The 21,533-nt window shown below is 70.0% G+C and carries 20 protein-coding genes; 9 read left to right on the top strand and 11 right to left on the bottom strand.

Annotated elements, in window-relative coordinates:
- Positions 1-253: 253 nt before the first annotated feature.
- Positions 254-1,615 carry an MFS transporter gene (locus ACFUPX_RS35825; RefSeq protein WP_383332354.1) on the top strand — a complete coding sequence of 454 codons (1,362 nt, stop codon included), beginning with the start codon at positions 254-256 and terminating at the stop codon, positions 1,613-1,615.
- Positions 1,616-1,642: 27 nt separating this feature from the next.
- Here the strand turns inward: ACFUPX_RS35825 and ACFUPX_RS35830 are convergent, their stop codons facing one another.
- Together ACFUPX_RS35830 and ACFUPX_RS35835 are read right to left on the bottom strand one after the other, a co-directional pair.
- Entirely contained in the window at positions 1,643-2,041 is a 399-nt protein-coding gene (locus ACFUPX_RS35830; protein ID WP_383332356.1) for a VOC family protein, read from the bottom strand.
- 74 nt (positions 2,042-2,115) lie between these two features.
- A complete protein-coding gene (locus ACFUPX_RS35835; protein ID WP_383332358.1) occupies positions 2,116-3,942 on the bottom strand; it encodes a GAF domain-containing protein in 1,827 nt (608 codons plus the stop codon).
- A 226-nt stretch (positions 3,943-4,168) separates the two neighbouring features.
- On the opposite strand from ACFUPX_RS35835, the gene ACFUPX_RS35840 reads away from it, so the two are divergent.
- Positions 4,169-5,545, top strand: coding sequence for an FAD-binding oxidoreductase (locus ACFUPX_RS35840; RefSeq protein ID WP_383332360.1), 1,377 nt, complete (start codon positions 4,169-4,171; stop codon positions 5,543-5,545).
- Between the two features lie 7 nt (positions 5,546-5,552).
- Here the strand turns inward: ACFUPX_RS35840 and ACFUPX_RS35845 are convergent, their stop codons facing one another.
- Positions 5,553-6,821: an MFS transporter gene (locus ACFUPX_RS35845; RefSeq protein ID WP_383332362.1), complete on the bottom strand. Its 1,269-nt coding sequence runs from the start codon at positions 6,819-6,821 to the stop codon at positions 5,553-5,555.
- A 112-nt stretch (positions 6,822-6,933) separates the two neighbouring features.
- Between ACFUPX_RS35845 and ACFUPX_RS35850 the strand changes: the two genes are divergently transcribed.
- Positions 6,934-7,386 (top strand): winged helix-turn-helix transcriptional regulator, encoded by a 453-nt coding sequence (locus ACFUPX_RS35850; protein ID WP_383332364.1) that lies wholly within the window; start codon positions 6,934-6,936, stop codon positions 7,384-7,386.
- A gap of 93 nt (positions 7,387-7,479) precedes the next feature.
- Here ACFUPX_RS35850 and ACFUPX_RS35855 read toward each other — a convergent pair whose 3' ends face one another.
- Together ACFUPX_RS35855 and ACFUPX_RS35860 are read right to left on the bottom strand one after the other, a co-directional pair.
- The gene (locus ACFUPX_RS35855) at positions 7,480-7,881 is read right to left on the bottom strand and encodes a nitroreductase family deazaflavin-dependent oxidoreductase (protein ID WP_383332366.1); all 402 of its coding nucleotides are present in this window, start codon (positions 7,879-7,881) and stop codon (positions 7,480-7,482) included.
- A 185-nt stretch (positions 7,882-8,066) separates the two neighbouring features.
- Positions 8,067-8,876, bottom strand: coding sequence for a hypothetical protein (locus ACFUPX_RS35860; protein ID WP_383332368.1), 810 nt, complete (start codon positions 8,874-8,876; stop codon positions 8,067-8,069).
- 92 nt (positions 8,877-8,968) lie between these two features.
- On the opposite strand from ACFUPX_RS35860, the gene ACFUPX_RS35865 reads away from it, so the two are divergent.
- From ACFUPX_RS35865 to dctA, 3 genes are all read left to right on the top strand, one after another.
- A complete protein-coding gene (locus ACFUPX_RS35865; RefSeq protein WP_383332370.1) occupies positions 8,969-9,856 on the top strand; it encodes a LysR family transcriptional regulator in 888 nt (295 codons plus the stop codon).
- Between the two features lie 84 nt (positions 9,857-9,940).
- Positions 9,941-11,041, top strand: coding sequence for a tartrate dehydrogenase (locus tag ACFUPX_RS35870; RefSeq protein ID WP_383332394.1), 1,101 nt, complete (start codon positions 9,941-9,943; stop codon positions 11,039-11,041).
- A gap of 56 nt (positions 11,042-11,097) precedes the next feature.
- A complete protein-coding gene (gene dctA / locus ACFUPX_RS35875) occupies positions 11,098-12,507 on the top strand; it encodes a C4-dicarboxylate transporter DctA (RefSeq protein ID WP_383332372.1) in 1,410 nt (469 codons plus the stop codon).
- On the opposite strand, the gene ACFUPX_RS35880 is transcribed toward dctA, so the two are convergent.
- The 4 genes from ACFUPX_RS35880 to ACFUPX_RS35895 form a co-directional block, all read right to left on the bottom strand.
- Positions 12,465-13,652, bottom strand: coding sequence for an acyltransferase family protein (locus tag ACFUPX_RS35880; protein WP_383332374.1), 1,188 nt, complete (start codon positions 13,650-13,652; stop codon positions 12,465-12,467). The two genes, dctA and ACFUPX_RS35880, sit on opposite strands and share 43 nt — an antisense overlap.
- Positions 13,653-14,057: 405 nt before the next feature.
- Entirely contained in the window at positions 14,058-14,723 is a 666-nt protein-coding gene (locus ACFUPX_RS35885; RefSeq protein WP_383332376.1) for a LuxR C-terminal-related transcriptional regulator, read from the bottom strand.
- An 82-nt stretch (positions 14,724-14,805) separates the two neighbouring features.
- Entirely contained in the window at positions 14,806-15,552 is a 747-nt protein-coding gene (locus tag ACFUPX_RS35890) for an FG-GAP repeat domain-containing protein (protein ID WP_383332378.1), read from the bottom strand.
- Positions 15,553-16,047: 495 nt separating this feature from the next.
- Positions 16,048-16,647, bottom strand: a complete 600-nt coding sequence (locus ACFUPX_RS35895) for a TetR/AcrR family transcriptional regulator (RefSeq protein WP_383332380.1) — start codon at positions 16,645-16,647, stop codon at positions 16,048-16,050.
- A gap of 182 nt (positions 16,648-16,829) precedes the next feature.
- On the opposite strand from ACFUPX_RS35895, the gene ACFUPX_RS35900 reads away from it, so the two are divergent.
- Complete coding sequence (locus ACFUPX_RS35900; RefSeq protein WP_383332382.1) at positions 16,830-17,792, top strand: alpha/beta hydrolase family protein; 963 nt, start codon at positions 16,830-16,832, stop codon at positions 17,790-17,792.
- 51 nt (positions 17,793-17,843) lie between these two features.
- Here the strand turns inward: ACFUPX_RS35900 and ACFUPX_RS35905 are convergent, their stop codons facing one another.
- The gene (locus tag ACFUPX_RS35905; RefSeq protein ID WP_383332384.1) at positions 17,844-18,251 is read right to left on the bottom strand and encodes a MerR family transcriptional regulator; all 408 of its coding nucleotides are present in this window, start codon (positions 18,249-18,251) and stop codon (positions 17,844-17,846) included.
- 50 nt (positions 18,252-18,301) lie between these two features.
- Between ACFUPX_RS35905 and ACFUPX_RS35910 the strand changes: the two genes are divergently transcribed.
- Entirely contained in the window at positions 18,302-19,186 is an 885-nt protein-coding gene (locus tag ACFUPX_RS35910) for an NAD(P)-dependent oxidoreductase (RefSeq protein ID WP_383332386.1), read from the top strand.
- A gap of 107 nt (positions 19,187-19,293) precedes the next feature.
- Positions 19,294-20,043, top strand: a complete 750-nt coding sequence (locus ACFUPX_RS35915; RefSeq protein WP_383332388.1) for a dienelactone hydrolase family protein — start codon at positions 19,294-19,296, stop codon at positions 20,041-20,043.
- Positions 20,044-20,073: 30 nt separating this feature from the next.
- Here the strand turns inward: ACFUPX_RS35915 and ACFUPX_RS35920 are convergent, their stop codons facing one another.
- On the bottom strand, positions 20,074-20,985 hold the full coding sequence (locus ACFUPX_RS35920) for an ANTAR domain-containing protein (RefSeq protein ID WP_383332390.1): 912 nt from the start codon (positions 20,983-20,985) through the stop codon (positions 20,074-20,076).
- Positions 20,986-21,533 lie beyond the last annotated feature (548 nt).

Consider the following 21,533-nt stretch of genomic DNA (forward strand, 5'->3'; position numbering starts at 1 on the left):
CTGCGCTGTCCTGAGTGCTTTTCCTGGCCCCATCGCTCCCACTTCCTTACCGGTCGGCGCATTCCGCAGCCGTCCGGACGGTAGTGAGGTGCGAGGGCCCTCGGGGATGGACGGTTTCTCCATCGATGCGCGACGAGCCGGGAGAACTTCTCCCTGTCCCCGCCGAATCGGCCTGCCTACGGTGAGCGGGCTCACCTGGGGCTCACCTGGCGGAACGGTCGTTCACCCAGCACAGGGACATGAGGAGTCGTCGATGACGGAAGCCGAGACACTGCGACTGCGCCGCAGCGCACTGCGCAAGATCGCTCGAAGGCTCATCCCCTTCCTGGGACTTGTGTACTTCGTCAACTATCTGGACCGCACGAACATCGGCTTCGCCAAGCTGACGATGAGCGAGGACCTCGGACTCACGGAGACCATGTTCGGGCTCGCCTCGGGGCTGTTCTTCATCGGCTACCTGCTGTTCGAGGTGCCGAGCAACCTCGCCCTGCACCGTTTCGGCGCGCGGCGCTGGATCGCCCGCATCATGGTGACCTGGGGTCTGTGCGCGATGCTGATGGCCTTCGTGCAGTCGGCCGGGCAGCTGTACGGGGTGCGCGTGCTCCTCGGCGTCGCGGAGGCGGGCTTCTTCCCGGGGATCATGCTGTATCTGACGTGGTGGCTGCCGAGGGCCGAACGCGTGCGTCTGATCGGCGCGTTCCTGGTCGCCATCCCGCTGTCCAGCGCCCTGGGAGCGCCACTGTCCACGGCGATCATCACGTACCTCGACGGGTTCATGGGACTGGACGGCTGGCGCGTGATGTTCCTGCTGGAGGGCGTGCCGGCCGTGCTGCTCGGCGTGGTCTGCTGGTTCTACCTCACCGACCGGCCCGAGGACGCCGCGTGGCTCACCCCCGGTGAACGCCGTGCGCTCACCGCCGCCCTGGAAGCCGAACGGGCCGAACTCGCGCCCGCGGCCGAGGGCTCCGCCTGGCGGGCCCTGCTCAGCGGCAAAGTGCTCGCCCTGGGCGGCATCTACTTCGGGGTCGTGTACGGCCTGTACGCCCTCTCGTTCTTCGGGCCGACACTGGTCGCAGGCTTCTCCGAGCGGTTCGACACGGAGTTCACCCTCGTCCAGACCGGCGCCGTCGTGGCCGTGCCCTTCGTGGCCGGAGCGATCGCGATGATCCTGTGGAGCCGCCACTCGGACCGCACGGGGGAGCGGCGCTGGCATCTGGCGGGGCCCGCCATCGTGGGTGGCCTGACGATCCCTGTCGCCCTGTACCTCGACTCGCCGTACGCGGTCATGATCATGGTCACCGTCACGGCGATCGGCATCTTCTGCGCACTGCCGGTCTTCTGGCACTTCCCGCCCACGGTCCTGACGAGCGCGGGAGCCGCGGCGGGAATCGCCCTGATCAACACCCTGGGCAACGCCTCGGGCTTCCTCGCGCCGTACGTGACGGGGTGGGCCCGCGACGCGACCGGGGACATCGACACCGGGCTGTGGATCGTCGGCATCGTGATGGTCGCCGCCGGGGTGGGGGCGGCGCTGCTGCGCGAGACGCCGTCGGCGAAGGGCGGTGAGACGGCAGCCCTTGCGGGTTCGACCACGCAGAGGTCCGTCGGTTCGTGACGGGGGGTCAGGCGGAGCGGGGCGGGATCAGAGCGGCGGCCGGTTGCTGCCGCTGGGTGCGTGGCTCAGGTCGACCACGCAGAAGATGTTGCCGTCCGGGTCGGCGAGTACGACGAAATCGGGGTCGGGCGGGTACAGGTCCCATGCGACGGCTTGCGCACCCAGGGAGATCAAGCGCCGGACCTCTGCCTGCTGCTCCTCTCTGGTCTCGGTGAACAGGTCCAGGTGGAGACGCGGCCGGGACTCCACCGGTGACGCGCTGTGGGCCAGGGCGAGAGCCCTGCCGGAGCCGTCGGCATGATTGAGGGTCCGCCACGTGTCGTTCTTCCACTCCTCGGTGGCGACCAGGTCCAGCGCCTGTGTCCAGAAGGCGACGGCACGGGGGAGGTCGGTGACACCGACGACGGGAATTCCGAGCTTCAGCATGTGCGGAAGCCTAGGTGTTCGAGGAGCCTGGGCCGTTGCGGAGGCGGGGGTGAGCTGGGGCCTGATCCCTCAGGTCAGGCACGTCTGTCCGTCAAGTCGTGCAGGCGCAGGGCCAGTTGGATGTCCAGGGCCCGGTCCGCGCCGCGCCAGCCGCCGCCGAGGAGGTCGTCGGCCCGGTTCAGGCGCTGGTAGAGCGTATTGGCGTGGATGTGCAGGTCCGCACAGGTGCGGGCGTGGTGCTGCGCGTTGGCCAGGTACACCGAGAGCGTGGCCGCCAGGTCACCTCCCCGCCCCCGCTGGCGGTCATGGTCGAGCAGCGGGCCGACCGTCCTGCGGACGAACACCTGGGCGTCGTCGGTGCCCGCCTGGGTGAACAGGGAGCGGTAGGCGCCCAGTTCGGCGGGCTCGGCCACCGCGCCGTGCCGACCGAGCGCCCGCAGCATCGTCGCCGTCTGCCGCGCCTCCCGGTGCGCCCGGCGGATCTCCGCGACACCGCGCCCGCACGCGGCCAGGCCCACGGGTCCGGCGAGACCGCGTGGTTCCACCAGCGCCCTGAGCGCGGCCAGGTCGAGACCCGGCACCAGGAAGGTGATCTGGTCGCCCAGCTGGGCGCTCCAGCCCGATGTCTCCTGCACCAGCCTGGCGATCTGGTCGGGGGTGTGGTCGGTTTCGCGGGCATCCACTACGGCCACCGCCGCCACGGAGTCGACGTCCATGCCCGCGCCGAGCGCCCGGCGCCGCACCCCGGCCTCGTCGGCCTCGGCCGAGAGCAGCGAGGTCAGCACCTCCCCGCGGGTGCGCAACTGCGTCTCCAGGACCGAGCGTTCCAGCGCGGCCACCAGCGCCACGGTGACGGCGCCGATCGACAGCAGCCGTACGTCCTCGTCGTGGAACGCCTGCTCCCCGGTCGCGACCAGTGAACCGGCATGGCCCCCGCGCACCACCACGGGCAGCGCCACACCGTGGTGACCGTCGTGCTCGAACCGGCGTGCGGACCGCGGCTCGTCGCCGGTCCAGGGCCGCGGGCGTGCGCACTGCGGCCCGGCGAGCAGGTCGCCGTGCGAGTCGAGTACCGACACCGTGAGGCCGGTGGCGCCGGTGATGGCCCGCGCCACCTCGCGATAGCCGCCCCCGCCGACCACGACGTCCGTGAGCCTGTCGCGCAGTTCCGCCTCCGCCCGGCGCAGGGAATCGCTGTGCCGCAACGTCAGATTGGCCTCGCGCAGATCCGCGATGAGCGCCGCGTTGCGCAGGGCCACCGCCGCGTGGGCCGCCAGTGCGGCGAGCAGCTCCACCTCGCGGTCGGTGAACCGGCGCGGGCTGCGGTCGGCGGCGAGCAGGACCCCGACCGGCTCGTCGTCGACGATCATCGGCACGCCCAGGATCCCGCCCAGCTGCTCGGCCGCCGCGGCACTGTCGACGGCCGGGCTACGGGTGATGGCGGGGTCCTCGCGGTAGCGGACGGAGGACTGCGGCGCGCCACTGCGCAGCACGAGTCCGCCAAGTCCCGCGCCCGGTTCGAGCTCGATGCCCCGCAGCGTCGAGCCCATCGAGCCGTCGACGGTCTCGATCCGCAGCCGCTGGTCGTCGTGGAGCACCATGATGTACGCGAGGTCGACCGAGAGCAGCCGCCGCGCGTGCGCCGCCACTTCCCGCAGCACCCCGCTGGAGGCGGTCAACGCGCCCAGGCGCCGGGCCAGGTCGTTGAGCGCCGACAGCTCGGCAGACTCCCGCTGCTGCCGGGTCATGCGCCGCAGGATCTCGCGGGCGTGCGCGGCGGAGTCCTCGACCTCCTTCGCGGGCCGCCCCTCGTCGAGGAGCGCCAGGCGCAGCGCGTCGATCTCGTCGGGCGACGGGGCCTCGGAAAGCAGCCGCAGCCAGCGGTTCTCGGTGATGTGCACCCCCTCATGATGCAGTGGGGCTCAGGAGCCCACTGTGGAGAGTCTCTCCGTGGCAGGGGACGGAGCGTGGAGATTGTCTCCGTACGGATCACCGCGTCACCGTGTTTCGATCGACATCGGCAGCACCGCCCGCGCCGGCCCGGCGGTACTGCGAAGAGGGGACGGATACAGGTATGCACGCCACCGGAAGGCCCGCCTCGGGGCGAACCCACCGAGAGGACACACGATGAGCGCCACGGTCGTTCGAGCGATCCTCGAGCACATCCCAGCCGACCGGGTTCTCACCGATCCGGACAGCGTCGAGGCCTTCCGCCGTGACCAAGCGGCATGGGCGCCCAGCGGTCGCCCCGCGGCCGTAGTCCGCGCGACGTCCACCCAAGATGTCGCCGACACGGTCCGCGCCTGTATCCGTCACCGCACCCCCGTCGTCGCACGCGGCGCGGGCACCGGTCTTTCCGGGGGCGCCAACTCGGGGGACGGGCATGTGGTCGTGGCCCTCGAAGCCATGGACAGGATCGTCGAGGTGAGCCCGCTGGAGCGGCTCGCCGTCGTCCAGCCCGGGGTGGTCAACGACCACTTGCGGGCAGCGGTGGCCGAGCACGGGCTCTGGTATCCGCCCGACCCCGCCAGCTCCCCGTGGTCGACCATCGGCGGCAACGTGGCCACCAACGCGGGCGGTGTCTGCTGCGTGAAATACGGCGTCACCGGTGACTACGTACTGGCTCTGGAGATGGTCAACGGGCTCGGTGAGATTGTGCGGATCGGCCGCCGCACCGCGAAGGGCGTCGCGGGCTACGACCTGACGGGACTCGTCGTCGGCTCGGAAGGGACGCTCGGCATCGTCACGGAGGTGACCGTCCGTCTGCGTCCCCTGCCCCCGCCCGCGGTCACGGTGGCCGGCCACTTCGGCTCCGTCGTCGACGCCGGAGCCGCCGTACGCGCCGTCGCCGCGGCAGGACTGACGCCCTCGGCGCTGGAACTGATCGACCGGCACTGCCTGCGCGCCGTCGACGCGTGGAAGAACATGGGTCTCTCGCTCGACGCCGATGTGGTGCTCCTGGGCCGGATCGACGAGCCGGGCGAGACGGGCGCGGCCCAGGCCGGGCGCATGGTCGAGTGCTTCCGCGAGGCAGGCGCCTCCTGGGCCGAGCGGTCCACCGACGAGCACGAGGCGGACGCCCTGTTCGCGGCCCGCAGGCTCGCCTATCCGGCGCTGGAGCGCCTGGGCCCGGTCCTGACCGAGGACATCTGCGTGCCCAAGGACCGCATCGTGGAGATGCTCGGCCGCATCGAGAAGACCGCCGTCCGGCACGACATTCTCATCGCCAACATCGCGCACGCAGGCGACGGCAACCTGCACCCCCTGCTGATCACTCAGCCCGGCGACGACGCCGCACGCACCCGCGCCCAGGCGGCCTTCGCCGAGATCATCGCCGACGCCATCGCGCTGGGCGGCACGGTCACCGGCGAGCACGGAGTGGGCCTGCTCAAACGCCCGGGTCTCGCCGCGGAGATCACACCGGAGGTCATGGCCATGCAGCGGGCGGTGAAGCAGGCCCTCGACCCGTACGGCGTACTCAATCCGGGAAAGGTGCTGTCCTGAGGGTTGATCAGCCCGTCTCGGGCCGCCCCGTTCCAGGCGCCGACCGAACGCGAGGGCTGTGCCGGGTGAACGCCCACAGCACGAGTCCGAGACAGCTGAACGAGGCGCCGAGTACGCAGACGGCGCCCCAGCCGGCCACCGTGTAGAGGGAGGTCGCGGCGATGGCGCCGGTGGCGCTGCCGATCGAGTAGAAGACCATGTAACCGCCGATCAACCGGCTGCCCGCGTCCGGGTGCAGTGCGTAGATCAGCGTCTGGTTGGTGACATGGACCGCCTGCACGGCGAGGTCGAGAAGGAACACCCCGACGACCAGGGCCCACAGTGAGCTGCGGGTGAAAGCCAGGGGCAGCCACGAGGCAGTCAGCAGGGCCAGGGCGATGCCGGTGGTCCGCCGGGAGAGTCCGCGGTCGTTCAGGCGGCCCGCCACGGTCGCGGCCAGGGCGCCGACGACACCGATCAGGCCCAGGGCCCCGATCGCGCTGTGGGACAGGAAGTACGGGGCCTCGCTGAGCGGCAGCGCGACGCTGCTCCACAGGGTGCTGAAGGCGGCGAAGATCAGCAGGCCGAACAGGGCCCGGATCCGCAGCAGTCGCTCGGTCGCGAAGAGGGTGACCGTGGAGCGCAGGAGCTGTCCGTAGCGCAGGGTCGCCGCCGGAGCCGCGCCCTGGCGCGGCAGCACCCGGTACAGGACCAGGGCGAGCAGAGCGGTGAGCGACGCCGAGGCGAGGTAGACGGAGCGCCAGCCCGCGAGGTCGGCCATGAGGCCCGACACGGTGCGGGCGAGCAGGATGCCGATGACCACGCCGCCGGTGACCAGACCGACGACGCGTCCGCGCGCGTCGGCAGGGGCCAGCGATGCCGCGAAGGCCACCAACGTCTGCGTGACGACGGCCAGAAGCCCCGTCGCCGCCATGCCCGCGAGCAGGATCGCCGCCGTGTGCGCGGTGGTCACCACGGCCAGCGCCACCACCAGGAGCAGCAACTGGGCCACGACGAGCCGTCTGCGGTCGGCGATGTCGCCCAGCGGTACGAGGAAGAAGAGCCCGAGGCCGTAGCCGACGTGCGTGAGGGTGACCACGCTGCCGACGAGCGCCGGGCTCATGGCGAGGTCGTGGCCGACGGTCACCAGGAGCGGCTGGGAGAAGTAGACGTTGGCCACCGCGGCCCCGCAGGCGACGGCGAAGAGCAGGACGACGCCGCGGGACAGGACGACCGTAGCTTCCGCCTCGCCGCGGGCCTGGGGGTGTTGTGTCACGGCTTTACCGTTGCCGGGCATCGGCGTTCCTCCGCGCATGTGGTTTCAACTTGCTACCAGTGATGGCGGCGACGTTAGCCCGTCTTGGTAGCATGTTGCAACCGTCTATTCGAGCGCGAGGATGAGGAATGCCATGGTGACCAGGACCCGCTTCGACGACAGCGAATGTCCCGTCGCCCGGTCGGTGGACGCGATCGGCGACTGGTGGTCCCTGCTGATCGTGCGGGACGCCTTCGACGGAAGCAGGCGCTTCGGGGAGTTCCAGCGCAGCCTCGGCGTCGCGAAGAACATCCTCACCGCGCGGCTGCGCAGCCTGGTCGCGGGCGGTGTCCTGGAATCCGTCCCCGCCTCGGACGGCAGCGCCTACCGCGAGTACGTGTTGACTCCGAAGGGCGAGGCGCTCTTCCCCGTCATCGTGGCGCTGCGGCAGTGGGGCGAGCAGAACTTCTTCGCCCCCGGCGAACCGCACTCACAGCTGGTCGACCGACGGCAGGGGCAAGGTCTTCGCGCGCTGGAAGTGCTGTCCGCGGACGGGCGACGGCTGAACCCCGCCGACACCACCGTCCACAAGGTCCCCACCCCGTGAGCTGAGCCGGACCGATGGATACGTACGCCGGCACGCGACGCCGCGTACGTATCCACTCCGGTGGCCTGCGCTCAGGCGCTGCTCAAGCGATGCTCAGACGCGGTCCAGGACGACCACCGGGATCTCCCGGTCGGTCTTGCGCTGGTAGTCGTCGTAGGACGGCCAGGTGGCGGCCATGGTCCGCCACATGTCCGGCTTCTCGTCGGGGGTGGCGGTACGCGCACGGGCGGTGTACCGGTCGGCCTTCACCTGCACCTGGACCTCGGGGTTCGCCTCGATGTTGCGGTACCACAGCGGCGGCTGGTCGGCTCCGCCGTTGGAAGCCACCACGAGCACCGCGTCACCGTACGGCTGGTAGATCAGGGGAGTGCTGCGCTGCTCGCCGCTCTTGCGGCCCACGGTGGTGAGGATCAGGACCGTGGTGTTCTGCCAGTCGTGGCCTTCCTCGCCATCGGTCGCGACATAACGCTCGACGTGCTCTTTGCCGAACAGCATCTGCTGTCTCCTTCGTGTTCTGCGTGATCTTCGTGTGCTGACCAACTGCTGACCAACTCTTCATGGTCACTCTGCGGTTTCCGGCCGGCGTGGGCGCGGAACCGGCGCGCCCGGCCTAACGACGACACGATGATCCGCGTACTGCGCCATCCGAGGGTTCAGAAGCCTCGACGGACTCGGCGAGCTCAATTGGCCCCGAACGACCAGAACACGCCCACCTCGTCGTCGGTCACGGCGATCAGCCCGAGGTCCTCGAACAGATCGAGGCCGTTGAGGTACTCGGAGGTGAGGAAACCGTGGGAGCAAGTGCCTTGGAGGCCCGCCGCGAGGAAGTCCGGGGCCGGGTCGCCCGCAGCGGTCGTCGCGTTGGTCCAAAAGAGCGCGGTGGGGCCGTACCTGTCGAGGAGGGTCCGGGCGTCTGCCAGGACGGCGTCCCGGTCCGGTCGGGAGCGGACAGGTGCGGGTTCCGACTGCCATTCCTCGGTCATGACGGCGATCGCCGCGATCGCCGCGTCCGTCTCCAGGGGGTGCAGGTATGCGGGGAACTGCGCGGCGGCCGGCGGATCGAAGGGGTACGCGGGCACGGCGCGGCGGGCGTCGCTGTCCCGGTCCCAGTCCAGCCGGATCCAGCCCCGGGGGTCGGAGACCTCGCGGTGCAGTACGGCGAGGACGTCGTGCGCCCAGTCCGCGTGCCGGCGGGGACCGGTGGCCGTGAAGGTGTAGACGACGTCGAACAGCCGCAGGGCCGCGGCGTTCCAGGGGCAGCGGCGGCCGCGGAACTCCGTCAACAGGCTGCCGACCCGGCGCCGGTAAACGTCCCTCGGGTCGGCCGGGATGCTCCGGAGCTGGTCGAGGGCCCAGCGGACGAGCTCGTCGGCTCCGTCCGGGGCCAGGTGGAGCCGACTCTGGTCGAGCGGAAGGTCCGCGCCGCCCCAGAGTGCGTCCAGGTGGGCATCGAGGAGGTCGAGGGCGGGCGGGTCGGCGGGCAGCGGCATTGCGACACCTTAGACGGCCTCGCCCTTGCCCCAGCCCCGATCCCTAAGACCTCCGGGCGGCCGAAGCGCCGACGGCGGCGAGGATGGGCGTCATGGATATCCGGCAGCTGGAGTACTTCCTCGCGATCGTGGACCACGGGGGTTTCAACCGGGCGGCATCAGCCCTGTACCTGTCTCAGCCCTCGCTGTCCCAGGCCGTGCGGGCACTGGAGCGGGACCTGGGCAGCAGCCTCTTCCACCGGATCGGCCGCAGGGCGGTGCTCACCGAGGCGGGTACGGCCCTGATCGAGCCCGCGCGGGCAGCCGTACGCAGTCTGGAGACGGCCCGCGCCGGCGTTGCCGCCGTGCACGAACTGCGCGAGGGGCGGCTGGACATCGCCGCCATGCCGTCGCAGGCGGTGGAGCCACTGACGACGATGGTGCGCGCCTTCAGCGGCCGATATCCCGGGGTGTCGGTGAACATCCGGGCGGCCTTCACCTCGCGCGATGTGATCGACATGGTGCGCACCGGCGCCGCCGAGCTGGGACTTCTCGCGACGTCCGGTCCTGTCGCCGAGAAGGAGGTGAGGGCGCACGCCGTGGGTGAGCAGCGATTCGTCCTGGTCACTCCGCCCGACGGGCCGTTCCCTGCGGGCAGCCCGGTGGCCTGCGAAGAGCTGGCAGGACAGCGGCTCATCGTCGGACAGCGAGGCACCGGGATGCGCGCCTACGTCGACGGTCTTCGCGAGAGAGGGATCCCCTTCGCCATCGCGGCGGAGACCGAGCACCGGGTGGCGATCCTGCCGCTGGTGCTCGCCGGAGTAGGGCTCGCCGTGGTGACCGAGTCCTGGCGCGCGATGGCCGAGCGGGCAGGAGCGAGCGTGCTGGACATCGAGCCGAAGACGACGCTGCAGATCGCTCTGGTCAGCCGTCGGTCCGAGCAGTCGCCTGCCGCACGGGCCTTCCTGACCTGCGCACTCGGCCGAGCCGAAGACTCATAGGCTCGCCCTATAAGGCAGATCGGCAGAGCGTCTTGGACGGTGCCGCGGCCTGATTGCTGCAATCAGGCCATGACCCACCACGCCATGACTCACCACGCCACGAGCGACCAGTCCACGAGCGACCAGTCCACGACGCACCACCACATCGCGCTCATCCCCGGCGACGGCATAGGCGCAGAGGTCCTGCCGCCCGCCCAACAGGTCCTCGGCGCCGTGGGCGCCCGGCACGGCCTCGACTTCTCGTACACCTCCTACGACTGGTCGTGCGAGCGCTACGTCCGCGAGGGCGCGATGATGCCCGAGGACGGTCTCGACCAACTGCGCGGCAAGGACGCCATCCTGCTGGGTGCGGTCGGCTACCCGGGTGTGCCGGATCACGTCTCCCTGTGGGGGCTGCTGATCCCCATCCGGCGAAATTTTCGCCAGTACGTCAACCTGCGCCCCATCCGCGTCTTCGAGGGCGTCGAGAGCCCGCTGCGGGCCGCGGCACCAGGCGAGGTCGACTTCGTCGTCGTACGCGAGAACGTCGAGGGCGAGTACAGCGAGATCGGCGGCCGGCTCAACCGGGGCTTCCCGGAGGAGATGGCCGTCCAGGAGGCCGTGTTCACCCGCGCCGGAGTGACCCGCGTCCTCGACCACGCCTTCGAACTCGCCGCGCGGCGCGGCGGAAGGCTCACCTCCGCCACCAAGTCCAACGGCATCGTGCACACCATGCCGTTCTGGGACGAGCTGGTCGCCGAGCGCGGCGTCGAGCATCCGCAGGTGACCTGGGACCAGGAGCACATCGACGCGCTGGCCGCCAAGTTCGTGCTCGACCCGGCGCGCTTCGACGTGGTGGTGGCCTCCAACCTCTTCGGCGACATCCTCAGCGACCTGGCCGCCGCCGTGGCCGGTTCGATCGGCATCGCCCCGGCCGCCAACCTCAACCCGGAGCGCGAGTTCCCCTCGATGTTCGAGCCGGTCCACGGCTCCGCCCCGGACATCGCGGGCCGCGGCATCGCCAACCCGCTGGGGGCGATCTGGTCGGCCGCCCTGATGCTCGACCACCTCGGCCACGGCGCCGCGGCCAAGGACGTCACCGACGCCATCGCCGCGGTGCTCGCCAAGACCGATGTACGCACCCCCGACCTCGGTGGCAGCGCCACCACCACGGAGTTCACCGAGAAGCTCCTCGAACTGCTCTGACGCCGCTTCGCACCGCGTCCCGGCCGAGCCCACGTTCCTCGACGAGGAGAAACGCCATGGCAGCAAGCGCAACCACCCCACCCGGCACGGTTCCGGCCACGCCGCCCCCGCCCAAGCCCTGGTACAAACAGCTGTACTTCTGGGTGCTCACCGCGATCGTCGCGGGCGTCCTGACCGGTTGGCTCTGGCCCTCCGCCGGCGTGGCCCTGGAACCGGTCGGCACCACCTTCGTCTCCGCGATCAAGATGCTGATCACGCCGATCGTCTTCCTGACGATCGTGGCCGGCATCGGCGGTGTCGACAGCCTGCGCCGGGTCGGCAGGGTCGGCCTGAAGTCCCTGGTCTACTTCCAGGCAGGGACGCTGGCCGCGCTCGCGCTCGGACTGATCGCGGTCAATCTGTTCCGGCCGGGCGCCGGGGTCCACGCCCACCCCGGCGAACTCCAGCTGTCCGGTGATGCCGCCCAGTACGTCAAGGACGGCGAGAACCAGAGCTGGTGGCACTTCCTCACCGACATCGTGCCCGACAGCGCCGTCGGGGCGTTCGCCGAGGGCAACATCCTCCAAGTCATCTTCTTCGCCGTCCTGTTCGGCGTCGCCCTCAAAGCCGTGGGACCCGTGGGAGCGCCGCTGGTCGACGGCATCAACCGGCTGAGCACGGTCGTCTTCAAGATCCTGCACTACATCATGCTCGCGGCCCCCGTCGGCGCGTTCGGCGCCATGGCCTACACCATCGGCACGTACGGCATCTCGACCCTCACCAGCCTCGGGCAGCTCATCGGTCTCTTCTACGGGACGTCGCTCTTCTTCGTCGTAGCCGTCCTGGGCAGTGTTCTCGCCCTGCTGAGGATCAACGTCTTCCGGCTGCTGGGTTATCTGCGCGAGGAGTTCCTCATCGTCCTGGGCACCTCGTCCTCCGAGAGCGTCCTGCCCCGCGTCATGACCAAGCTCGAAGGGCTCGGCGTGCGCCGGGACATCGTCGGCCTGACCGTGCCGACCGGGTACTCCTTCAACCTCGACGGCAGCTCCATCTATCTCTCCCTGGCCGCCGTCTACATCGCCCAGGCCACCGACACTCCGCTCACCATCGGTCAGCAACTCGGCCTGCTGGCCGTCATGATCCTCACCTCCAAGGGCTCCGGAGGCATCACCGGCGCCGGGTTCATCGCCCTGGCCGCCACCTTGTCCACCGTCGGCACCGTCCCCGCCGCCGGGATCATGCTCATCTTCGGCATCGACAAGTTCATGTCCGAGTGCCGCGCCCTGACCAACCTCGCGGGCAACAGCGTGGCCACCCTCGTCGTCGCCCGCTGGGAACGCGTCCTGGACACCGCACGCGTCAACCGGGTCCTGCGTACGGGAATCCCCGAGCCGGCTGTGGCCCCGGACCCGGAGCCGGGGCGGGCGCAGCACGCCCCTCGGACTCACCTGGGCGATACGAGTGCGACCTTGGGGGCCGGGGGCTGAGCGGTGGACTCCGGCTCCGGCTCCGGCTGGGGCGGGTCCGTGAGGAGGTAGGCGCGCCGCCATCGGAGGAAAGGACGTTCGATGCCGTTGTACGTGACCACGGCTGTGATCAGGGTGACGGGCAGAACGGCGACTGCCGTGGTGATGAAGGCATCCACCACCGGGCGCCCCGTCAGCTCGATCCACCAGCGGCGGGAGATGAACATGGTGACGACCATGTAGTGGAGCAGATACACGGAGAAGCTCATCTCGCCGACCTTGGCGATGCCTCGCGACACGAGTCCCGTCGAGGTGACGGTGGCCACGTAGGTCAGCACCACCAGGGACCAGAGGATTCCCTCGACGTCGACCCAGAGCAGCCGGGAGGCGTGCCCTTCCTGGAAGGCGTGCGTCTGGTTGAAACCCCAGACGGCGGCGATGGCCAGGGCCGTTGCGACGGCGGCCTTCGCCGGTCCCTGGAACCGCTTCCGATGGTGCACGAAGAACCAGGCGGCCACCATGCCCAGGAGGAACTGGTCGATCCTGCCGGCGAGGCTGTAATAGAGCATCGAGTTCACGTTGATGGGCCCTGCGGCCGAGGCCCACACCAAGGCCCGGATCACGGCGACGGCGGCCAGCAGCTTGCCCAGAGCCAACGGGCCGTGCTTGGTGAGGACTCTGCTGAACAGCGGGAACAGCAGATAGAACTGCAACTCGACGGCGATCGCCCACCACATGCTCGACACGGCCCCCAGATCGAGGGAGCCGGGCAGATTCCCGAGACCGCCCAGGGACTGGAGCAAGGCCGGCAGATGCACACCCTGTTTGTGCGCGCCGACACCCAGAATGATCAACGCGATGTAGAGCGGGAAAATGCGCAGCAACCGATTGCCCAGGAACGGGCCGTAGCGAATGTCCTTGCCCAGGGTTCCGACGGTGAAGATGAACCCGGACAGCACCATGAAGAGGGCCACGCCGGTATGGCCTTCCACCACCAGAGTGGCCAGCGGGTTGTCCGAATACAGCCAGCCGCGCGGGTCCCGGTTCGGGATCTCCCTGAGGAACGGAGAGATCATCTGCGTGCCGTGGCAGAAGAGCACCAGCAAAGCGGCGTAGGCACGCAAATGGTCGACGGACACCAGGTACTGCCGATTGCGGCTGCGCATGAGTGGGCCCCGGCCTCTCTCCACCGACGTCGCGACGGGCTCGCGACGGAGAACGGATCAGGGACGAGGGCACCACGCGGGGCGGCCGAGACGGCACGTACGCGCGAGCCGTCTTTGTTTTTATCGGAAAATTTCACTCATCTGATGGGCGTCAATATGTTGACGGTTTGTCAGGACCGGGCGCTTCAGGCCCAGGCGTTCACGCCCAAGCATGCAGACGCAGGGCCAGGTCCGTCGGGTCCCATGGTGCCCCGCGACGCGGCGGCACGAGGTGCGGCGGAATCCGAGGACGTGGACGCCGACTTCGCCGCGCGGATGTTCATCGCGGCGTCCGACGGCCTTCAGCAGCAGTGGCTGATCGAGCCGTCGATCGAGCTCGAAGACGATCTGCAGCGGCCCTGCCGGTCAGATGTACCCCTCACGCAGCGCGTAGGCCACCACGTGCGCCCGGTTGCGCAGGTGAAGCCGTGTGGTCAGGCCGTGCATCACGTTCTTGACGGTCCGTTCGGAGTACGACAGCTTCATGGCGATCTCCGAGGTGTCGAAGCCCTCCGCCACCAGCCGCACCACGTCGACCTCACGTTTGGTGAAGCTGAGGAAGGACCCCTGCAGATCGGCGCTGCCCCGGTGGAGGCGCCCGACCTGGCCGATGAGCTGGCCCAACAAGTCCGCGGGCAGGTCGCCGCCTCCCCTGGCGGTGGTCAGCACCGCCTGGACCAGGCGCTGGGCGGTCGCTTCGTGGCGCCAGACTATGGCGCCCACCCCGCACTCGATGACCTCGAGGAGCTCGTGCTCGCGGACCGTGCCCGCGACCAGCACGGCACGTGCGCCCTCGCTGCGGACCGCGCGTCTGAGCCGGGCGAGCGCGGCCTCGTCGAGGGTGTCCTCGACGAGCAGGGCGACGCTGACGGGTTCGGAGTCCCCGTCCAGTTCGACCTCGGGGTGCCGGCGTAACTGACTGATGACTCCCTCACGGCTTATCGGGTCGGGGGCGGAGACGGCCACCCGCACCCGGTTGGTCGTCGGTGCGGAGCTTGGCGAGGCCGTGGAGGCCGGGGGCGAGCTGGACAAGCGGGCTTCCTCAGTTCTGGGACCGCGGTGATGGGTCCCGGACGCCGCCGGTGTGCGAGGGGCCGGCGGCGCCCGGTGGGGGTCAGGAGCAGGACTTGTAGAAGTGCTTCCACCCGTCGGTGGGCATGGCCGGCGGCTCGGCGGGGGTGCCGGTCTCGCCGTACTGCTGCTGGAGTTCGTAGTCGTAGGCGCCGGGGCCGCCGCCCGGCTTCGTCAGGCGGATGGACCGCTCCCACACGCCGTCGCCCGCGTTGTTGAGGACCGCGAGGTCCGGGTAGGCGTCGTCGCCGTAGTCGGCGATGCGGAGCTGCTTGGCCTCGCCCTGGTCGCCGATGTCGGAGTGCCGGGTGCCGGCCGAGGCCAGGTTCGAGCGCTTGAGCGGGCCGGGGCGGAAGTCGGCGACGCGTGCCGTGTTGGGGTCGTCGCCACCGGCGGGCGTGACGAGGTTGACGACGACGTCCAGGGTGCCATCGTTCTGGAAGTCGGCGACCGCGGCGGTCGTGACCTCGCCCGCCCGCGCGCCGAGGAGCTTGCTGACGGTCTGCTTGCTGCCGAAGGAGCCGTCCGCGGCACCCCACTGGATGGTCACCTTGGTGCCGGTGTGCCCGGGGTTGATGACCTTGTCGGGGCGGCCGTCGCCGTCGAGGTCGCCGATCAGCGTGGTGGCGTCGGCCAGGCACGGGACCGTCGCCGCAACGGCCTTGCCGGACCGTGCCGCGCCGCCCGCGTCCGGCGACTGGGCCGCGCCGGCCTGGTACCCGGCAGCGGTCAGTGTCAGGGCCACCGCCGCGACCGGAACGGCGATCAGGCGTGAACGCTTGCGAAGCATCTACGAACTCCTCAGGTGGGTACGGGGGAGGGAGACCTCCCGGATGAGCACGACGCATCGAGCTTGTGGGGTGGACCCTCCCGACTGCCATGAAATCCGCGCAGTTGGGGACGCTGGAACGCGAGAACGCCCTCTGACCAGGGGAAACGCAAGCCGCCTGGAATGCCGGGGTGGGACGCCCGGTTCGCCCGGGGGAACCGCCGGTTCCGGAATGCGCTCGTACACGCGCGCTCCTTCGATGCCTGTGCGGTGAAAACGACGCGAGGGGGCCGGAGTTGATCGGCCGCGAACGACGTTAGTGAGGCGGAAGGGAATTTGGCAGTGTTAGATTTTCCGCACACCGCGACGGATCCGTGAAGTGCTCCGGACGTCGACCGGCCGCGCCGATGGGACGGCCGGATACATCGGCCCGGAGGAACCGCACGCGCGAGGATGTGCTGCGCGCGTGCGGTGGACTGCCCCGTCCCGCGGACGAGTTCCCGTACGTCGCCGCTGTCAGGATGCCTGCGGCTGCTGGAGCCCCTGGAGGAGCAGCGCGACCAGCCGTCGGGGGTCGTAGCGGGGGTCGCTGTCGGGCGCGATGCAGAGATTCCCGATGCCGCGCATCAGCTCGTAGGGCCGCGTGCCGGGCCTGATCTCGCCTGCGGCGGCCGCGGCGTCGAGCAACTGCTCCGCGACGGGCAGCAGACGGTCGAGGAAGTAGGTGTGAAGCGCGGCGAAGCCGCTGCTGTCCGGTTGCACCGTGTTGGCCAGACCGTGCTTGGTGACCAGGAAATCGACGAAGACGTCGATCCACTGACGCAGCGCGGAGAGCGGCGATTCGGCACGGGCCAGCAGGCTCGGACCGGCTTCGGCGCACGCCTCCACCTGGTGGCGGAAGACGGCGACGACGAGATCCGCCCGCGTCGGGAAGTGGCGGTAGATCGTCCCCATCCCGACGCCCGCCTTGGCCGCGATCTCACGGATCGGCGCGTCGACGCCTGAGGTGACGAACACCTCCGCGGCGGCGGCAAGCAGCTTCTGCTGATTGCGCACCGCGTCGGCCCGCTTGCCGGGGGTCGGCGCCTTCCCGGACTGGTGGCCTGCAGTGGGCACCGCGCTCTCCTGTCTGTAGCCATTTCCGTGGCCACTCCTGGTGGCCGTGACCATCTCTGTGGCCGTCAAAAAATCGGAACACTGTTCCGCTTGTTAACCGGAACAGTGTTCCGTATCGTAAGTGGAGCAACGTTCCGCTTCACTCTAGCCGAAGCGGGACCTACCGAAGGGAAAGGCGCATCGTGAGCGCATCGACTTCCACGACCGACCTCATCGGCTCGCCCACCCCCGTGCTCTCGTTCAGCCCGGTGGTGCTGCCCATGCCCGGACGCCCCGTCGACCTGCGGGTGCGCGTCACCGCACCCGCGACCGGTACCGACCTGCCGGTCATCCTCCTGTCGCACGGACACGGCAACTCGAACCACCTCTCCTCACTCGACGGCTACGCCCCGCTCGCCGGCCGCTGGGCCGAGCAGGGCTTCGTCGTCATCCAGCCCACCCACCTCAGCTCCAAGACCCTCAGCCACCTCCACGCGGGCATCCCCGAAGCGCCCCTTTTCTGGCGCTCACGCGCCGAGGACATGACCCACGTCCTCGACCGGCTCGACGTGATCGAGGCCGCCGTGCCGCAGCTCGCCGGGCGCATGGACCACGACAGCGTCGCCGTGGCCGGACACTCCCTCGGCGGCTTCACCGCAAGCCTCCTGCTGGGCGCGCGGGTCACCGATCCCGACGGCGGTCAGGAGGCAGACCTCTTCGAGCCCCGGATCAAGCAGGGCGTACTGCTGGCCGCTCCGGGCAGGGGAGGCGACATCCTGACCGGAGTCATGGGCGAGCGGTTCCCGGTCTTCCGGACCATCGACTTCTCCCGGATGTCCACGCCCGCGCTGGTCGTCGCCGGGGGCAAGGACGACCCCCAGCACTTCACGGCGATCGGCCCGGACTGGTACGCCGACCCCTACCGACTCGCACCCGGCGCCAAGACGCTGCTCACCCTGGTCGACGCGGAGCACGTACTCGGCGGGATCAGCGGATACGACGCCGCCGAGACCACGGACGAGAACCCCGGCCGGGTCGCCGCTCTCGGGCGGCTCACCGCGGCCTACCTCCGCAGTGAGTTCCGGCCGGGCGACCACGCGTGGCAAGAGGCGCAGGACGCGCTGACCACCGGCCCCGACGCCTTCGGACGAGTCGAATCCAAGTAACGGACACCCAGGTCATCCCGGAAAGGGGCATCCGGGTAGGGGGATATCCACTCAGGCGGGGACGGCCTCCTGGTCGGCTTCGTCGAAGGGGGGATAGCTCTCGCCGCCCACCTGCTCGGCCGCGTCGATGTAGTCGGCGAGAGCGCCACGGGACCGGGCGAGTCTGTCCATCTGCTCGTCCAGCCGCCGCAGCCGGGACCGCATCGCGGCCAGCAGCTCCATGCAGCCGGGCAGCTCCGGTGTCTCGCCGACCGCACAGGGCAGCAGATAGGCGATGTCCTCGGAAGAGAGACCGGCGCCGAGCAGGTGCCGGATCTGCTTCACCCGGAGCATGGCGTTCTCGTCGTACTCGCGGTATCCGTTCGCCCTGCGGTCAGCCTCCAGCAGGCCCTGGGCCTCGTAATAGCGCAACTGATGGGCGTTGACGCCCGTCCGGCGACTCAATTCCCCGATCCGCACCCGAAACCTCGCTTGACCTTCACACCGGTATCAACGTTGACGATGCTGCCATGAACAACAAGAGCGATACACCCATCACCGTCATCGGACTCGGCCGCATGGGCCAGGTACTCGCCGGCGCGTTCCTCGATGCCGGGCACCCCACCACCGTATGGAACCGTACGCCCTCCAAGGCCGACCAACTGGTGGCCAGGGGCGCGCGACTGGCGCCGACGGTCGGTGACGCGTTCAAGGCCGATTCCCTGACGATCGTCTGCGTCACCGACTATGCGGCCATGTACGAGCTGCTCGGCGCGGGCGATGTCGCCCTGGACGGTACGACGTTGATCAATCTGACCTCGGGGGACTCCACCCAGGCCCGGGACGCCGCCCGCTGGGCCGAGAAGCACGGTGCCCGCTACCTGGACGGCGCGATCATGGCCATTCCGCAGGCGATCGGGACGGACGACGCGGTCATTCTGCACAGCGGGCCGCAGCCGGACTTCGAGACGCACAAGCCCACGCTCGACGCGCTCGGCACCGTCACCTACCTCGGCGCGGACCACGGGCTCGCGTCCCTGTACGACGTGGCGGGCCTGGCCATGATGTGGAGCGTCCTGAACGCCTGGCTGCAGGGCACCGCCCTGCTCAGGTCGGTGGGAGTCGACGCCGCGACGTACGCGCCGTTCGCGCGGCAGATCGCTGCCGGGGTGGCCGCATGGCTGCCCGGGTACGCCGAGCAGATCGACGGCGGTTCCTACCCTGCCGAGGTGTCGGCCCTGGAGACCGACGCACGGGCGATGGCGCACCTGATCGAGGAGAGCGAGGCAGCGGGCGTCAACACCGAACTGCCCAAGCTGCTCAAGGCGATGGCCGACCGTTCGATCGCCGCGGGCCACGGCGGCGAGCAGTATCCCGTACTGATCGAAGAGTTCGGCAAGCCCAGCGACAACTGACCGGGCCTGATACAGGGTCTCGCGGAACGCGCCCGAGGAATATTGATCCTCGGGCGCGTGGTTGTGATGCCGAAGATCCTTGTCGATCAACCCGAGAATGGAAGATCTTGCCTACCAAGACACTGACGATTCCCACCACGGACGGCCAGGCCGACGCCTTCGCCGCCTTCCCCGACGGCGGCGGGCGGCACCCGGGCGTCCTGCTGTACCCGGACGTCTTCGGCCCCCGGCCCGAGTTGGAGGAGAAGGCCCGCGAGCTGGCGGCGCACGGGTACTACGTGCTCGTCCCCAACCTCTTCTACCGGCACGGCCCGGCACCGGTGATCGAACTCCCCGAGCACATCAGCAACGACGTACGGCCCGAGATCTTCGCCCAACTGATTCCCTTGGTCGAGGCCCACACCACCGAACGCATCCTCGGCGACGCCGATGCCTACATCGGCTTCCTCACCACCCAGCCCGAGGTCGGTGCGGGACCGGTCGCCGCGATCGGCTACTGCATCGGCGCCGCGCTGGCGATGCGCACCGCGACGGCCCACCCCGGGCAGGTGGCGGCCCTCGCCGGATTCCACCCCGGCTTCCTGGTCACCGAAGCGGCCGACAGCCCGCACCTTCGCGTCCCCGATCTCACCGCTCAAGTCCACCTGGGTCTCGCCGAGGGCGACCTGACGCCCGAGGCCATCAGCGAGCTCAACAAGGCCTTCGACGCCGCAGGTGTCGACTACACCACCGAGGTCTACCCCGACACCCTCCACGGCTTCACCATGTCCGACACCGACGCCTTCAGCCCCACCGGACTCCAGCGCCACTGGGACCGCCTGCTTCCCCTCCTCGACCGCGCCCTCGCCCACGACTGAGGCTCAGGCCCGGGAAAGCCGGCCCACCGGCTACCGGCCGGAGGCGAGGGCCAGTTGGTGGAGGTCCTCCAGCGCGTCGACGAGGACGGTGTGCTGGTGCCACTTGATCCAGGTGCCCAGGGCGCGGCTCGTGGTGTGCAGGGCGTGGAGCTGCGCCTGGGTGAAGTCGGTCAGGGGGCGGTCGTGGTGCGAGGAGATGACACCGTGGACCGTGTCCTCGTCGTCGACGATCGGGACGCTGTGGCAGGCGCGGCTGCCGGCCGCGAGGATCACACGGCGCCTCTCGTCGTCGAAACCGGCCGATGTGGCCACGTCCTTGACGGTGACCTGGGTGGTGCTCGACGCGGCGCGAGCGCAGGAGGTCTTCCCGTCGACGAACGCGAAGTAGTCCGTGAACTGCCGGGGCAGACCAGTGTGTTTCACCATGCGCAGGACGCCGTCCTCGACCAGCTGTACGTTCCCCATGCCCGCGCCGGTGATGGCCAGGACGCGGTGCAAGGCGGCGCCGAGGACCTCGCCCTGGTTGCTCGCGTCGAGCGTGCCGGCCTCGAGCGCGGTCAGGTCGGGCAGCGGATGCGGTGCCCGACCGCTGAACCACGTCCTGGCGCCCGGCGCCGGTCCTGGCGTCCGGGCCACCGCGGAGGCCAGTTGGTGCAGCTTGATGTTGGCCCGCTGCGACGCCTGGCGCAGCAGCGTGAACGCCGCCTGCGCGTCCGCCAGGCGGTAGCGCTCGACCAGGACGCCCTCGGCCAGCGCGATCCTGGGGCGCGCCCGCGCCTGGATCTCCAGCTCGGACACCTGCTCGCGCAGTTGCTCGGCGGTGGCTCGCAGCTGTTCCGTCTCGCCGCTGGGGGAGGGGGCCTTGGGGGAGGGAACCCTGGGGGAGGGGGGCCGCTGAGACGAGGGCTGATTCTCGGGTGGAGGCGCGGAGGGCCTCGTCACGTTCTCTCCCATCGCTGCGCCCTGCTCCTGCTTGCTCGTCGCTCAGGGAGCGGCGGTCGACGACGCCGTGGCGCCGAAGTCGGCCATGCCCAGCTCCGTCCGCCGGAGAGGCCCGCTCCTCACACAACATGTGACCTTAACCCGGCCCGTCATCGCTGTTTCCGCCGCCCACGGAGTGGCGATGCGCTTGCGCATGTGGCGAAGTAGGGAGGTCACAGGGGTGTCAGCCAGGTACGCGGCCGGTGCGCACGGGATCCACCCGAAGGTGAAGGTCCCGGGAGTGTGCGGTGTGACCATCCCCCTGCTTCCGATCACCGCGGCTTTCCTTCTACTCTCGGACTAGGTGAAGTTGGGCGCACGCCCACACCGCAGGCTCCCAGCCCCCGAGCCATGATCGACCGCCGAGGCCGACTGGAGCCGCATCACCGACAGCGCGGCCCCAGCCTCCGCCCTCCACGCGCGCCGGTGAGGCGACTCCCGCAGCACCGCCGGCGCCGGGAGGGCCCTCGCGCGAGCACCGATCGAGGGGGAGCCTCGGTGCCTCGCGC

The sequence above is a fragment of the Streptomyces sp. NPDC057302 genome (genome assembly GCF_042667685.1).
Taxonomy (GTDB): Bacteria; Actinomycetota; Actinomycetes; order Streptomycetales; family Streptomycetaceae; genus Streptomyces.

Excerpts from the sequence above, each read along its gene's own strand:
- ACFUPX_RS35825 (WP_383332354.1), top strand. The coding sequence starts at position 254 with ATGACGGAAGCCGAGACACTGCGACTGCGCCGCAGCGCACTGCGCAAG.
- ACFUPX_RS35830 (WP_383332356.1), bottom strand. The coding sequence starts at position 2,041 with ATGCTGAAGCTCGGAATTCCCGTCGTCGGTGTCACCGACCTCCCCCGT.
- ACFUPX_RS35840 (WP_383332360.1), top strand. The coding sequence starts at position 4,169 with ATGAGCGCCACGGTCGTTCGAGCGATCCTCGAGCACATCCCAGCCGAC.
- ACFUPX_RS35845 (WP_383332362.1), bottom strand. The coding sequence starts at position 6,821 with ATGCCCGGCAACGGTAAAGCCGTGACACAACACCCCCAGGCCCGCGGC.
- ACFUPX_RS35850 (WP_383332364.1), top strand. The coding sequence starts at position 6,934 with ATGGTGACCAGGACCCGCTTCGACGACAGCGAATGTCCCGTCGCCCGG.
- ACFUPX_RS35855 (WP_383332366.1), bottom strand. The coding sequence starts at position 7,881 with ATGCTGTTCGGCAAAGAGCACGTCGAGCGTTATGTCGCGACCGATGGC.
- ACFUPX_RS35860 (WP_383332368.1), bottom strand. The coding sequence starts at position 8,876 with ATGCCGCTGCCCGCCGACCCGCCCGCCCTCGACCTCCTCGATGCCCAC.
- ACFUPX_RS35865 (WP_383332370.1), top strand. The coding sequence starts at position 8,969 with ATGGATATCCGGCAGCTGGAGTACTTCCTCGCGATCGTGGACCACGGG.
- ACFUPX_RS35870 (WP_383332394.1), top strand. The coding sequence starts at position 9,941 with ATGACTCACCACGCCACGAGCGACCAGTCCACGAGCGACCAGTCCACG.
- dctA (WP_383332372.1), top strand. The coding sequence starts at position 11,098 with ATGGCAGCAAGCGCAACCACCCCACCCGGCACGGTTCCGGCCACGCCG.
- ACFUPX_RS35880 (WP_383332374.1), bottom strand. The coding sequence starts at position 13,652 with ATGCGCAGCCGCAATCGGCAGTACCTGGTGTCCGTCGACCATTTGCGT.
- ACFUPX_RS35890 (WP_383332378.1), bottom strand. The coding sequence starts at position 15,552 with ATGCTTCGCAAGCGTTCACGCCTGATCGCCGTTCCGGTCGCGGCGGTG.
- ACFUPX_RS35910 (WP_383332386.1), top strand. The coding sequence starts at position 18,302 with ATGAACAACAAGAGCGATACACCCATCACCGTCATCGGACTCGGCCGC.